The sequence below is a fragment of the Arthrobacter sp. genome, from assembly GCF_048266065.1.
Classification (GTDB): Bacteria; Actinomycetota; Actinomycetes; order Actinomycetales; family Micrococcaceae; genus Arthrobacter_H.
The window spans coordinates 1-13,126 of sequence record NZ_JBLXAH010000014.1; the positions used below are offsets into that span (position 1 = coordinate 1).

Annotated in this window: 13 protein-coding genes and 2 tRNA genes; 10 read left to right on the plus strand and 5 right to left on the minus strand. The window is 66.5% G+C overall.

Annotated elements, in window-relative coordinates:
* Positions 1-117 precede the first annotated feature (117 nt).
* The 4 genes from ACN0TP_RS17055 to pepN form a co-directional block, all read right to left on the minus strand.
* Positions 118-720 carry a globin gene (locus tag ACN0TP_RS17055; protein ID WP_417220949.1) on the minus strand — a complete coding sequence of 201 codons (603 nt, stop codon included), beginning with the start codon at positions 718-720 and terminating at the stop codon, positions 118-120.
* 45 nt (positions 721-765) lie between these two features.
* A complete protein-coding gene (locus ACN0TP_RS17060) occupies positions 766-1,446 on the minus strand; it encodes a DNA alkylation repair protein (protein WP_417220950.1) in 681 nt (226 codons plus the stop codon).
* A complete protein-coding gene (locus tag ACN0TP_RS17065; RefSeq protein WP_417220951.1) occupies positions 1,443-1,931 on the minus strand; it encodes an OsmC family protein in 489 nt (162 codons plus the stop codon). The genes ACN0TP_RS17060 and ACN0TP_RS17065 overlap by 4 nt, the downstream gene beginning before the upstream one ends.
* A gap of 130 nt (positions 1,932-2,061) precedes the next feature.
* Positions 2,062-4,608, minus strand: coding sequence for an aminopeptidase N (gene pepN / locus ACN0TP_RS17070; protein WP_417220953.1), 2,547 nt, complete (start codon positions 4,606-4,608; stop codon positions 2,062-2,064).
* A gap of 318 nt (positions 4,609-4,926) precedes the next feature.
* On the opposite strand from pepN, the gene ACN0TP_RS17075 reads away from it, so the two are divergent.
* The 4 genes from ACN0TP_RS17075 to ACN0TP_RS17090 are packed head-to-tail and all read left to right on the plus strand — an operon-like array spanning position 4,927 to position 7,665.
* Entirely contained in the window at positions 4,927-5,991 is a 1,065-nt protein-coding gene (locus tag ACN0TP_RS17075) for a lactonase family protein (RefSeq protein WP_417220955.1), read from the plus strand.
* 42 nt (positions 5,992-6,033) lie between these two features.
* The gene (locus ACN0TP_RS17080; RefSeq protein WP_417220958.1) at positions 6,034-6,501 is read left to right on the plus strand and encodes a ribose-5-phosphate isomerase; all 468 of its coding nucleotides are present in this window, start codon (positions 6,034-6,036) and stop codon (positions 6,499-6,501) included.
* Between the two features lie 5 nt (positions 6,502-6,506).
* Positions 6,507-7,415, plus strand: coding sequence for an Fpg/Nei family DNA glycosylase (locus ACN0TP_RS17085; protein ID WP_417220960.1), 909 nt, complete (start codon positions 6,507-6,509; stop codon positions 7,413-7,415).
* 52 nt (positions 7,416-7,467) lie between these two features.
* A complete protein-coding gene (locus tag ACN0TP_RS17090) occupies positions 7,468-7,665 on the plus strand; it encodes a hypothetical protein (RefSeq protein WP_417220963.1) in 198 nt (65 codons plus the stop codon).
* Between the two features lie 78 nt (positions 7,666-7,743).
* Here ACN0TP_RS17090 and ACN0TP_RS17095 read toward each other — a convergent pair.
* A tRNA-Gly gene (locus ACN0TP_RS17095) sits at positions 7,744-7,817 on the minus strand.
* Positions 7,818-7,967: 150 nt separating this feature from the next.
* Here ACN0TP_RS17095 and ACN0TP_RS17100 point away from each other — a divergent pair.
* The 6 genes from ACN0TP_RS17100 to clpX all read left to right on the plus strand — a co-directional run bounded on the left by ACN0TP_RS17100 (position 7,968) and on the right by clpX (position 13,056).
* Positions 7,968-8,417: a hypothetical protein gene (locus tag ACN0TP_RS17100; RefSeq protein ID WP_417220965.1), complete on the plus strand. Its 450-nt coding sequence runs from the start codon at positions 7,968-7,970 to the stop codon at positions 8,415-8,417.
* Positions 8,418-8,507: 90 nt separating this feature from the next.
* Positions 8,508-8,582: transfer RNA gene (locus ACN0TP_RS17105), tRNA-Pro, on the plus strand.
* Between the two features lie 86 nt (positions 8,583-8,668).
* Positions 8,669-10,027: a trigger factor gene (gene tig / locus ACN0TP_RS17110; RefSeq protein WP_417220966.1), complete on the plus strand. Its 1,359-nt coding sequence runs from the start codon at positions 8,669-8,671 to the stop codon at positions 10,025-10,027.
* Between the two features lie 287 nt (positions 10,028-10,314).
* Positions 10,315-10,908, plus strand: a complete 594-nt coding sequence (locus tag ACN0TP_RS17115) for an ATP-dependent Clp protease proteolytic subunit (RefSeq protein ID WP_417221051.1) — start codon at positions 10,315-10,317, stop codon at positions 10,906-10,908.
* Between the two features lie 45 nt (positions 10,909-10,953).
* Entirely contained in the window at positions 10,954-11,616 is a 663-nt protein-coding gene (locus tag ACN0TP_RS17120) for an ATP-dependent Clp protease proteolytic subunit (protein ID WP_417220968.1), read from the plus strand.
* A 147-nt stretch (positions 11,617-11,763) separates the two neighbouring features.
* On the plus strand, positions 11,764-13,056 hold the full coding sequence (gene clpX, locus ACN0TP_RS17125; protein WP_417220970.1) for an ATP-dependent Clp protease ATP-binding subunit ClpX: 1,293 nt from the start codon (positions 11,764-11,766) through the stop codon (positions 13,054-13,056).
* The last annotated feature ends 70 nt before the right edge of the window (positions 13,057-13,126 follow it).

Sequence of the window (13,126 nt, forward strand, 5' to 3'; positions counted from 1 at the left end):
CCCGCCACACGAGAAGGACCACGACCCCGACGGGGCATGTCTACCGATCCCAGTCGCCACCCCTACCCGGGGACACCGGTTGAAACCTGTGGAGCTCAGTGCTTTCGCATGGTGGCGTCAGTGATCCGTGGCGTTCTGCAGGGATCTGGCGGCCCGGTCAAAGTAGTCCCACAAGGTCGCATCCTGGAGGGGCGGCAGCGCGAGCTGGTCCAGTGCGTGGCGCATGTGCCGCAGCCAGGTATCGCGGGCGGAGCCGTCGACAACGTAGGGGATATGGCGCATACGCAAGCGCGGGTGGCCCCGGTTCAGGCTGTAGGTGTTGGGCCCACCCCAATACTGCTCAAGGAACAGCTGGAGGCGGATGGTCGCCGGCTTGAGGTCCTCTTCCGGATAGATCGTGCGGAACTCGGCGTCGTTTGCCACACCCTCGTAGAAGAGTTCAGTCAGTCGCTGGAAGGTCTTCGACCCGCCGACCTCGGCATAGAACGTCCCTGCGTAGGGGGAGAGGTCCTCGTCGTCGCCCACATCGGCCGATTCCGGGGTGAACCCACCGAAGCGATCCGGTGTCTGCCCCTGCACGGTGGCCTCGGGGGCAGAAGCCCCAGGTGCCGGCGGCATGGAGGGCGACGACACCGGCAGCGCCTGGCCGATGGTGCGTCCCAGGGATTCTCCGCCGGGTAGGCGCATCTGGTTGCCCGGTTGGTTTTGCTGGTCGTTCACGAGTGGGTTCCTTCCGTGGCTGGGACTGGCCAGCCACCATCCACACTACCGAAGTTGCAGGTGCTTCAGTGCCTCGCGTTGCGACAGGCCGGAGAGCTCACCGGAGTGGTCGCCGACGAAGTTCCTGACCCACTCGGCGTCCGTCTTGGCATATTCGCGCAGGGCCCATCCGATGCCCTTGCGGAGGAAGAAGTCAGTCTCGGACATGTTGGGCAGGATCGCCGCCTCCAGCAGTCCCACATCGGTCGCGGATTTGGAGCTGAGCTGCGCAATGATGGCCGTGCGCCGCTTCCAGTGGTTCGGGTCCAGGGCCCAGCTGCGCAGCAGCGGATCCAGTCGATCGGGGTGGGTACGCAGCAGCCTGCCAAACCGGCGATGGCAGTTGTCGACGATATCCCACCAGGCCCCGTCGATGACCATGCGTTCGTACAAGTCAAGGAACTCCAGGCGTCCCGAGCATGAACCATAGCCGGTGAGCTGCTGGGCGGCGTACCAGTGCTCCCGATGGGTGGCCGCATCCCACAGGTGTGTGGCCTCCCTCAGGAGGTCCTCCCACCCGGTGGTGCCAGCGGTGCGTACCGCTTCGCGGACAATCCGTTGGGCAGCCGGAGCGCGGACGCCGAGAAAGGGCATCGTGGTCTTCATGTAGCGCTGCATGCCGACGGCGGTCCCGGGATCCGCCGCAGCAGCCAGGTCCGCTGTGATCAGCGCGGCCAGGGGCTTCATGCGCCTTCGCCGGACGGGTCGGGGGCCACGGGCTGGTTCACGACGGGGAAGTTGACCGATCGCGCGATGAAGCAGACCCGGTGGGCCTGGTCGTGGAGGGAATCCGCCAGTGCGCGCTGGGACTCGTCGGCGAGGATCACCCGCGGGTGGAGAACTGCCTCCGTGAACTCACCGCTTCCATCCCGGTTCAACTGCATGGTTGCCGTGGCTGCATCGGAGTATCCGACGACGTCGACACCGTTCTTCACAGCCAGGTGGAAATAGGAGAGCATGTGGCACTGTGCCAGGGCGGCCAACAGCAGTTGCTCGGGATTCCATCGGTCCCGCTCCCCGTGGAAGGTCGGGTCCGCTGTCCCCGGAAGATCGGGCAGCCCGGAGGCACGCACCACGTGGTCACGGCCATAGTCGCGGTATCCGGAAGTCCCCGTTCCGCGGTTTCCGGTCCACTCCACGTCGACGCTGTACTGGTGCAAGCTGAGGTCCATGCCCCAACTCTAGGCGTCGGGGTGCCGGGCAAGGGACTGGCCCCGGTCCGTGCGGATCCGGGGCCAGCGCCTGGGCGGTCCTTCCCGGCCACCCCCAAGGTGGTGCGCGGTTGGGAGGAGCCGGTGTGTCCTAGTGGTCGGCTGCCTGGGCGGCCAGGGCACGGACGATGCCGTCCCGGCTTTCGACCATCATGCGGCGCAGGGCCGGGCTGTCGCTGCCGAGGCGCTCCAGGAAGGCGTCGGTGGCCTTCAGGGTGGACTCGGAGGTCTGTGCCAGCGGGTAGAGCCCGACGATGATCTGTTGGGCGATCTCCCAGCTCTTGGAATCCCAGATGCCGGTGACGCTCTCGAAGTACTGGGCGGCGAACGGCTCCAGGAGCGCCGGGTCGTGGGCCCGGTTGAAGCCCGCGATGGCACTGCGCTGGTGGGTGTTGGACAGCTCGCCATCGTGGACGATCGCCGACCAGGCGGCCTCCTTCGCCTCACGGGTCGGCAGTGCGGCCTTTGCCAGCTCGGCGGCCAGGCGGCCATTGGCCGTGTCATCCGCAGCGAGCTCGCTGTCGATCTCCGCTTGTCCGGCCCGGCCGCCGGCGACCAGGGCCGTCAACAGTTCCCACCGCAGGTCGGCATCCACCTCGAGGCCGCTGAGCGTGGTCTCGCCCGAGTACAGCGCCGCGACGGCATCCAGCTGCTCCGGAGTGCGGGAGCGCAGGGCAAAGGTCTTCACGAACTGCAACTGCTTGTCGGAACCTGCCACGGCGTCCTGGGCCAACTGCCACAGGTCATCGGCTGCGACGGCGGCGATCTGCGCACGGTCTGCGGCGTTGACGTAGTAGTCCAGGACGGTGCCCAGTTGGCGCAGGATGACCAGGACCACCGAGGAGTCGGACTCGTGGCCGATGTTGCGCAGGACCAGTTCCACGAAGTCGCGGGCCGCGGTCTCGCCATCGCGTGCAGCGTCCCAGGCGGCGCCCCACACCAGGGTCCGGGGCAGGGATTCGTCGATGTCCTTCAGGTGTGCCTTGGCCACCTTCAGGGACGCCTCGTCGAGGCGGATCTTGGCGTAGGCGAGGTCGTCGTCGTTGACCAGGACCAGGTCCGGGCGCTTCATCCCGACCAGGGCTGGGACCTCGGTTCGGGGCCCGGCCACGTCGAGTTCCTCGCGGTGCGTGCGCACCAGCTTCCCGGCGTCGTTCATGGAGTAGAAGCCGATGGCCGCGCGGTGCGGGCGGATCGTCGGGTAGTCGGCGGGGGCCGCCTGCACGACGGCAAAGCTGGTGATGGTGCCGTCCTCGGCCGTGGACAGCTCAGCCTCGAGCTTGTTGACACCTGCGGTTTCCAGCCATTGCCGGGTCCACTCGGACAGGTCGCGGCCACTGGAGGCCTCGAGCTCGCGCATGAGATCCGGCAGCTCGGTATTGGAGAAGGCGTGCTTGGCGAAGTATTCGCGCACCCCGGCCATGAATTCCTCCTGGCCGACCCAGGCCACCAGCTGGCGCAGTACCGAGGCGCCCTTGGCGTAGGTGATGCCGTCGAAGTTGACCTGGACGTCTTCGAGGTCGTTGATCTCGGCCTTTATCGGGTGGGTCGAGGGAAGCTGGTCCTGGCGGTAGGCCCAGGACTTCTCCATCGAGGAGAAGGTCGTCCACGCCTGCGTGAATTCGGTGTTCTCCGCCGCGGCCAGGGCGGACATGAATTCGGCGAACGACTCGTTCAGCCACAGGTCGTTCCACCAGCGCATGGTCACCAGGTCGCCGAACCACATGTGGGCCAGCTCGTGCAGGACGGTGATGGCCCGGCGTTCGACCATGGCGTCGGTGGGGCGGGAGCGGAAGACGTAGGACTCCAGGAACGTCACGGCACCGGCATTCTCCATCGCCCCGGCGTTGAATTCGGGGACGAAGAGCTGGTCGTACTTCTCGAACGGGTACGGGGTGCCGAACTGCGCCTCGTAGAACTCGAAGCCCTGCCGGGTGAGGGTGAAGATGTTCTCGGCGTCCAGGTGCTCCATGATCGACTTGCGGGCGAATACGCCCAGCGGGATGGTGCGCCCGTCGGAGCTGGTCAGCTCGCTGCGGACGGCCTGGTAGGGGCCGGCGATCAGCGCGGTGATGTAGGAGGAGATGCGGGCGGTGGGGGAGAAGGCCCAGGTGGCCTTGCCCTGGCCGGCGGGTCCCGGGGTCGGGGTGGGGGAGTTGGAGACCACGTCCCAGTGGTCCGGGGCGGTGACGGTGAAGGAGAAGGCCGCCTTCAGGTCAGGCTGCTCGAAGACCGCGAACATGCGCCGCGAGTCGGGGACCTCGAACTGCGAGTAGAGGTACACCTCGCCGTCCACGGGGTCCACGAATCGGTGCAGTCCCTCGCCGGTGTTCATGTAGAGGGCGTCGGCGACGATGACCAGCTCGTTGTGCTCGGCCAGCCGCGGCAACTGGATGCGCACGCCGTCGTTGACGTCGGCCACGTCCAATGCGCTGCCGTTCAGGGTCACCGAATGCACGGTGTCGGTGACGGCGTCGATGAAGGTGGAGGCACCATCGGTCGCGTCGAAACGCACGGTCGTGGTTGATCCGAAGACCCGGTCGCCCCGGGTGAGATCGAGGTCGATGTCATAGGACTCGACGTGGATCAATGCGGCGCGTTCACGCGCCTCGTCGCGGGTGAGGTTCAATCCTGGCACGGCAGCGGCTCCCTGTTCTTCTCAAGTTGATGGTGGCGTCCCGGCAACCCCAACATGTGAAGCGGTTCCTGAACATTACGTCGATTGTCTCACTTTTAACGGTAAAAAGACCCACGCCGGCCGAATGCCATCCAGAATGGGGCCGCGGCATCGGCGCCGCGACCGCTGCGCGGAAGGGGGTGGATCCGGCGAAAGGAGCGGCGGTGGCCGCACCGGCCCGTCAGGCCATTCTCCACCACACGACCCCTGGCGACGGCTATAGGATCGACTGAGGGGCGGTCCCCGTCGCCGCCCATCGTCAAGTACAGGAGAAGCACCGTGTCCCAGACCCACGTCTACGTCGGTTGCGCCAGCGCAGGAACCGTCGACGTCTTCGCGTTCGATCCCCAGGCTGGCACCTTTACGCCCGCCGCGCCTTCCGCGGAGGTGGATGCGGTCCGCTCGCTGGCAGCGGACGCGGAACGCGGCCTGCTCTACGCCGGTTCATCCGGGACGCCCCCACGGCTGACGGCGCTGCGCTTCGATCGGGCCAGCGGCGCCCTTTCGGAGGCCGGTGCCGTGGAATTGGCCGACAGCACCGCCTACATCAGCCTCGATGCCGACGCCGCGGCGATCCGCAGCGCCTCCTACCACCAGGATGTCATCAACAGCGTGGCCCTGGACGCGGACGGCCTGCCGGTCGACCCCGCCGTGCGGGCGCCCAGCCCCGGCGCCAAGGCGCACAGCGTCAGGTCCTCACCCGATGGCCGCTTCGTCTACGCCACCTCCCTGGGCAGTGACCGCATCGTCTGGTACTCCGTGGCCGAGGATGACCGCGCCGGTTCCCTGGCCTTGGCCGGGTCGGTCGATGCCGCCGCCGGCTCCGGCCCCCGCCACCTGATCTTCAATGCCGATGGCAGCCTGCTCTACGTCATCCACGAGATGTCCGGAGAGGTGGCCGTCTACCGGCGCGACGGCGCGACCGGCGCCCTGGAAGAGCTCCAGCGGATCGACTCGGTGCCCGCGTCGCTGGGCCTGAAGCCCGGCTTCGCGCGTAGTTCCGGGGGACCCGTGCCCGGCCCCGACGCCATCTGGTGCGCCGATATCCGGTTGGGGGCACAGGGCAGGTACCTGTTCACCACCGAACGCTCGACCTCCACCGTGAGCACCTTCGCCGTCGATCCGGACACCGGACTGCTGACGTTCCTGCGCACCGCCGCCACCGAGCACCAGCCGCGCGGTGCCGCGGTGGACGCCACGGGCTCCCACCTGTTGGTCTGCGGTGAGAAGTCGGGCCACATCAGCGCCTACCGCATCGACCCCACCGATGGCTCCCTGGGCATCACGGACCGTGCCGCCACCGGTGCCGGCCCCCTGTGGATCGAGGTCGTGGCGCACGAGTAGGCTGGATCCCGTTCCCCTCACACGCCAGACACGAAGGACACCATGCGCGTTCACATCGCCACCGACCACGCAGGACTCGAACTCAGCGCCCACCTGGTCGCGCACCTGACCGATGCCGGGTACGACGTGGTGGACCATGGCCCGTCCTCCTACGACGCCGAGGACGACTACCCGGCGTTCTGCATCAATGCGGCCCACGCGGTTGCGACCGAGCGCGAGCAGGGCCTGGACTCGTTGGGCATCGTGCTCGGCGGATCGGGCAACGGCGAACAGATCGCGGCCAACAAGGTCAAGGGCATCCGCGCCGCCCTGGCCTGGAACCTCGACACCGCCCGCCTGGCCCGCCAGCACAACGACGCCAACGTCGTCGCCGTCGGGGGACGCCAGCACAGCCTGGCCGAGGCCACCGACCTGATCGACGCGTTCCTGGCCGAACCCTTCAGCGGTGCCGAACGCCATGTCCGCCGCATCGGGCAGATCGCCGCCTACGAAACCACCGGCGCCCTGTAGCACCCATGCCCGAAGGTCATTCGGTCCACCGGCTGGCCCGCCAGCTCGAGGACGTCTTCGCCGGCCAGCCGCTGCGCGTGTCCAGCCCGCAGGGACGCTTCGCCGCCGGTGCCGCCCTGTTGGACGGGCGCGAACTGCTCTCCGCCCGGGCGCACGGCAAGCAGCTCTTCGCCCGCTTCGACGGCGGGAACGTGCTGCGCATCCATTTGGGACTTTATGGGGCCTTCAGCTTCGGAGGCGATGAGACCTTCCGCGGGGCCTCGAGCATCGGTGCGCCTCGCCGGATCGGGGAGAGGGAGGCGTACGACGACGGTGCTTCGGCCGGGTACGACGGCCCACCTGCGCCGGTGGGCCAGGTCAGGGCCCGCCTGGTCTCGGTCCACGGCTGGGCCGATCTGCGCGGTCCGTCCGCCTGCGAGGTGCTCACCGAAGCCGAAGCCGATGCCGTCCGTGCCCGCCTGGGCCCCGATCCGTTGGCCCCCGGGGCCCCCGCGGCGGGGCGCGATGACTTCATTCGTCGTATCGGCTCCACGTCGACGACCATCGCCGTGGCCCTGATGAGCCAGTCGCTGATCGCCGGCGTGGGCAACATCTATCGTGCCGAATCGCTCTTCCGTGCCGGGCTGGACCCCTGGACCCGGGGCCGTGACGTCCCGGCGGCGCAATTGTCGGCGTTATGGGAAGACCTCTGTTCCCTGATGGCGGACGGCGTCCGGGATGGACACATCATCACCACCCGGCCCGCACACCGCAGCGACCGGCAGGCGCCCGTCTGGCCCGAGCACGCCTATTACACCTACCAGCGGCAGGGCCTGGCCTGCCTGGTCTGCACGACGCCGATCCGGCTGGCCGATCTCGCGGCACGCAAGCTGTATTGGTGCCCCGCCTGCCAGGCAACGCCGGGCGCCGCATAACGTTTCCGCCCCGCCTCTGGTGTTCGCGGGGCCGGAGTGCTTGCATGGGGACATGAACGCAACCCAGCTCCTGGGCGCATGTTCGCCGGATGCGCTTTGTTCGGAGATGACGACGGTGACGTACGGTCCCGCATTGGCGGTGCTGTTCGCGATTGTGCTGATGCTGGTCGGAACCTGGTACCGCCACCACCACCTGCACCGGACGGCCTACCACCGGACCGTCCACCACTACCCCAGCCGCAACGAATAGCCACCGTCGCGGTCTCCCGGAACGCCAGTGGCCGAGGGCCCGACGACAAAAGGGCCGCCCTGGGGCGGCCCTTCATGCTGGAGGGGATGACGGGAATCGAACCCGCGTAATCAGTTTGGAAGACTGAGGCTTTACCATTAAGCTACATCCCCGCGATTCCGGGCTTTTCGGCCCGTTGCTCGCACAACATTAGCAGTGCTTTCTGATCACCGCCAAATTGACGCGCCCGCGCTGGTCCACCATACTCAAGTCGTATATATACAACTTGACCATGGGGCTGTGGTCGAAGGGTGGGAGTGGGAATGGCGGGATGGCGGAAGTTGCCGGACGGGCGGACCTTGCGGGAACTGCGTGAGCGCGGCATGACCCTGGCCGGCATCGCCGAGCTGTATGGGGCGACCGAAAGCGGGGTCCACAGGGCGCTGATGCGGGCGGACGCGAATGCAGGACGGAGTACCTACCGCGACGTCCTGCCCTGGGCCATCGATCCGGCGCACCGGTCCACGGCCATCATGGGCCACATCCGTGTGATCGCCCGCCAGCGCTCCGGGCTTTCCGTCCCCGAACCGGACCTGTTGGCCTTGCACACCTGGCTGGACTGGCTCCATGAAAACCGGCTGGTGCTGAACTACCACCCCGAGGCCCCGCGGAACCCCGCGTCGCGGACCGGTGGCTTCTACTACATGGACCGCACCGCAGACGATGAATGGATCATCCGCCAACCGGTCCCCAACAACCCGGGCGGGAACTAGCTGCGCGTCCACCACTTCGGGCCCGCTGGGTGGGCCTCCAACAATTAGTTGTTCGGCGCGGATTCTGCGTAAACTAGCCACTGCACCAATCGGGGTGTAGCTCAGCTTGGCTAGAGCGCGCGCTTTGGGAGCGTGAGGTCGCAGGTTCAAATCCTGTCACCCCGACTCTGAACCTTCAGTCCCGTGAGCTTCATCCGCGGGGGCAAGTGTGCAGTTTCGTATCAGCCCAGATCATTCAGGAGAGCTACGTAGTGAAGAGCGCCGTCGAAAACCTCACGCCCACCCGGGTCAAGCTCAATGTCGAGGTTCCCCTCGCCGAATTGAAGCCGAACATCGACGCGGCCTACAAGTCCATCGCGGAACAGATCAACGTTCCGGGCTTCCGCAAGGGCAAGGTCCCGAACCGCCTGATCGACCAGCGCGTCGGCCGTGGCTACGTCCTGGAGACCGCGATCAACGAGGGCATGAACGGCTTCTACCAGGAAGCCGTCCGAGAATCCGAGATCGTCCCGCTCTCCCGCCCCGAGGTGGACATCACCGAGGTTCCCGAGCCGACGGCCACCGAGGGCAACCTCGTGTTCAACGTCGAGGTGGACATCCGCCCGAAGATCGAGCTCCCCGAATACTCGGGCCTCGAGGTCCAGGTCGACGCCGTGGAGGCCACCGACGCGGACGTCGAGACCGCACTGGACGAGCTGCGTGGGCGCTTCGGCACCCTGAAGGTCGTCGAGCGCCCCGTCGCCGACAACGACTTCATCACCCTTGACCTCACGGCATCCGTCGATGGCACCGAGGTCGACGCCGCCACCGATCTGTCCTACCAGGTCGGATCCGGCACCATGCTCGAGGGCCTGGACGAGGCAGTCACCGGCCTCTCCGCCGACGAGGACGCCACCTTCGAGACCAAGCTGGCCGGTGGCGAGCACGCCGGCGAGACCGCGCAGGTCAAGGTCGTCGTGAAGGCCGTCAAGGAGCGCGAGCTTCCCGTGGCCGATGACGAGTTCGCCCAGTTGGCCTCCGAGTTCGACACCATCGCCGAGCTGCGCGAGGACCTCACCAAGCAGGCCGCCGACTCCAAGGTCGTCGAGCAGGGCGTCCAGGCCCGCGACAAGGTCATGGACAAGCTCACCGAACTCATCGCCGTTCCGGTGCCCGAGTCCGTGATCACCGAGCAGGTCGAGCAGCACTTCGAACAGGGTGGTGGAAACGACGGCGAGGAGCACGACACCGAAGAGCACCGCGCCGAGGTCAAGACCAACACCGAGCGTGCCTTCCAGAACGAGATCATCCTTGATGAGATCGCCGAAAAGGAAGAGATCGGCGTCGAGCAGTCCGAGCTCATCGACTACATCGTGCAGTCCTCCAGCCAGTACGGCATGGACCCGAACCAGTTCGCCCAGATGCTCGACGGTGCCGGACAGGTCCCGATGATGATCGGCGAGGTCCGTCGCCGCAAGGCCCTGGCCAAGGTCCTCGAGCTGGCGAAGGTCACCGATTCCAACGGCAAGGACGTCGACCTCACCGACTTCGTCCGCCCGGCCGGCGAAGCCGACGAATCGGCTTCATCGTCCTCGTCGGCGTCCTCCGCTTCCGCGGACTCGGCCGAGTAGCAGAACGACCCTGCGGCAGCCCTTCGGCTGCCCCGGCGGGATTGCCCTCAGGGGTGGTCCCGCCGTCGTATTTAAGCCGTGGGCACCTGCCTTTTAAGCCGTCGGCGATGCCTCCAGCGCGGGGTATGCGCCGTCAGCGAACAGCAGATGATCCCACGCGCTGCAGGCGTTGGCACTGCAGTAGTGTCAAGGAAAGCAAGCGCTACCGTACGTGGCCCGATGAGCCACGTCGCATGGCACCCATGGAGAGGTATTCGAAAATGACGACGGAATCCCACACCCCGAAGATGGCCTCGGTCGATCCGGCCAGTCGCGAGGACTACATCTACAACCGGCTCCTCAAGGAGCGCATCATCTGGCTCGGCTCGGAAGTGAGCGACGAATCGGCCAACGCGATCTCCTCCCAGCTGCTCCTGCTCTCCGCCGAGGATCCCGACAAGGACATCTACCTGTACATCAACTCACCCGGTGGCTCGATCACCGCGGGCATGGCGATCTACGACACCATGAACTACATCCCCAACGACGTGGTCACCGTCGCGACGGGCCTGGCCGCCTCGATGGGGCAGTTCCTGCTCTCCTCCGGCACCAAGGGCAAGCGCTACGCCACCCCGAACGCCCGCATCCTGATGCACCAGCCCTCCGGCGGCATCGGCGGCACGGCATCGGACATCCGCATCCAGGCCGAACTGATCCTCCACATGAAGAAGGTCATGTCCGAGCTCACCGCCGAACAGACCGGCCAGTCGCTGGAGACGATCCTGAAGGACAACGACCGCGACAAGTGGTTCACCGCCACCGACGCCCTCGAATACGGCTTCTTCGACCACATCGCCCAGAACTCCGTCTCGGTGTCCGGTGGCGGCGGGGTCAAGAACTAGCCATCCAGCCGACGAGCACCCCCCACAGATCCCCAGGAGAAGAACATGAATTTCAACGGCTACGAAGGCACCGCAGGCGAGATGCCGTCCGCCCGCTACATCCTGCCCCAGTTCGAAGAGCGCACCCCGTACGGCTTCAAACGCCAGGATCCCTACGCAAAGCTGTTCGAGGACCGCATCGTCTTCCTCGGCGCCCAGGTCGATGACGCGTCCGCCGATGACGTGATGGCCCAGCTGCTGGTCCTGGAGTCGATGGACCCGGAGCGCGACATCACCTTGTACATCAACTCGCCCGGCGGCTCCTTCACCGCCATGACGGCGATCTACGACACGATGATGTTCATCCGTCCGGAGATCCAGACCGTCTGCCTCGGCCAGGCGGCCAGCGCCGCCGCCGTGCTGCTCGCCGCCGGTGCCCCCGGCAAGCGGCTGGCGCTGCCCAACGCCCGCGTGCTGATCCACCAGCCCGCCATGGGCGGCGGGGAACGCGGTACGGCCACCGACCTGCAGATCCAGGCCGAAGAGGTCATGCGCATGCGCACCTGGCTCGAAACCACACTGGCCGAGCACAGCAACAAGGACGCGGCCCAGGTCGGCGAGGACATCGAGCGCGACCTGTTCATGACCGCGGCCGGCGCCAAGGACTACGGCCTGATCGACGAGGTCCTCAGCCCCCGCAAGATCAAGCCGCAGGCCATCAGCAGCTAGCGGAACCGGCCGGACGTCCCGAGGTTTTTCGCACCACGGGACGTCCGGTCACCTATTCCGTCGGCCACCTCACCTAGAGTGATGGGTAGACCTTTCCGTGTGGCAATCGTCGCGCGGGTTTCAGCACCACGTTAGGGGAAGAACACCATGGCTCGTATGGGTGAAAGCTCCGACCTGCTCAAGTGTTCCTTCTGCGGCAAAAGCCAAAAGCAGGTACGCAAGCTCATCGCCGGTCCCGGCGTCTACATCTGCACCGAGTGCATCGAGTTGTGCAATGAGCTGATGGAAGAGGAACTGGCCGAGATCGAGGCCGGACCCGACTTCGAGTTGCCGCGCCCCCGCGAGATCTTCGACTCCCTGCAGGAGTACGTGATCGGCCAGGAGGGCGCCAAGCGTTCCCTCGCCGTGGCCGTGTACAACCACTACAAGCGCATCCAGGCCGGCACCGGTTCCTCCGCTGCAGCCCAGCTCAGCGAGGTCGACGCCTTGGACGACGTGGAGGTCTCCAAGTCGAACATCCTGCTCATCGGACCGACCGGCTGCGGCAAGACCTATCTGGCCCAGACGCTGGCCCGCCGGCTCAATGTTCCCTTCGCCGTCGCCGACGCCACCGCCCTGACGGAGGCCGGTTATGTGGGCGAGGACGTCGAGAACATCCTGCTCAAGCTCATCCAGGCCGCCGACTACGACGTCAAGAAGGCCGAACAGGGCATCATCTACATCGACGAGATCGACAAGATCTCCCGTAAATCCGAGAACCCCTCCATCACCCGCGACGTCTCGGGCGAGGGCGTGCAGCAGGCCCTGCTGAAGATCCTCGAGGGGACGGTGGCCTCGGTGCCGCCGCAGGGCGGACGCAAGCACCCGCACCAGGAATTCATCCAGATCGACACCTCCAACGTCCTCTTCATCGTCGCCGGGGCGTTCGCTGGGCTCGAGGAAATCATCGGCTCCCGCGCCGGCCAGAAGGGCATTGGCTTCGGTGCCCCGTTGACGGCGTTGAAGTCCGAGGCCGCCGCGTACGCCGACGTGCGGCCCGAGGACCTGCTGAAGTTCGGCCTGATCCCCGAATTCATCGGACGGCTTCCTGTCATCACCACGGTGGAGAACCTGGACCGCGATTCGCTGATCAAGATCCTCACCGAACCCAAGAACGCGCTGGTCAAGCAGTACCAGAAGATGTTCCGCATCGACGGCGTCGAGCTGACCTTCGAAACCGACGCGCTCGAGGCGATCGCCGACATGGCCCTGGAACGGGGCACCGGTGCCCGTGGCCTGCGGGCCATCCTGGAGGAGACCCTCGCCTCGATCATGTTCGACCTGCCCAGCCGGGACGACGTGGCCGAGGTCGTCATCACCGCCGACGTGGTGCACAAGGTCGGTGAGCCGACACTGATCTCCGCCGAGGTCGTGACGAAGCGGCGGAATAAGTCAGCCTGACCGGATCGTTGTACTGAATGGGCCAGGCCGCGTCTGGACCCATCAGAGACACGCCCACAGCAGGAGGATC

Coding starts and splice junctions, on each gene's coding strand:
- ACN0TP_RS17115 (WP_417221051.1), top strand. CDS start 10,315: ATGGCCTCGGTCGATCCGGCCAGTCGCGAGGACTACATCTACAACCGG.
- ACN0TP_RS17080 (WP_417220958.1), top strand. CDS start 6,034: ATGCGCGTTCACATCGCCACCGACCACGCAGGACTCGAACTCAGCGCC.
- ACN0TP_RS17100 (WP_417220965.1), top strand. CDS start 7,968: ATGGCGGGATGGCGGAAGTTGCCGGACGGGCGGACCTTGCGGGAACTG.
- ACN0TP_RS17120 (WP_417220968.1), top strand. CDS start 10,954: ATGAATTTCAACGGCTACGAAGGCACCGCAGGCGAGATGCCGTCCGCC.
- clpX (WP_417220970.1), top strand. CDS start 11,764: ATGGCTCGTATGGGTGAAAGCTCCGACCTGCTCAAGTGTTCCTTCTGC.
- ACN0TP_RS17085 (WP_417220960.1), top strand. CDS start 6,507: ATGCCCGAAGGTCATTCGGTCCACCGGCTGGCCCGCCAGCTCGAGGAC.
- ACN0TP_RS17065 (WP_417220951.1), bottom strand. CDS start 1,931: ATGGACCTCAGCTTGCACCAGTACAGCGTCGACGTGGAGTGGACCGGA.
- ACN0TP_RS17090 (WP_417220963.1), top strand. CDS start 7,468: ATGAACGCAACCCAGCTCCTGGGCGCATGTTCGCCGGATGCGCTTTGT.
- ACN0TP_RS17060 (WP_417220950.1), bottom strand. CDS start 1,446: ATGAAGCCCCTGGCCGCGCTGATCACAGCGGACCTGGCTGCTGCGGCG.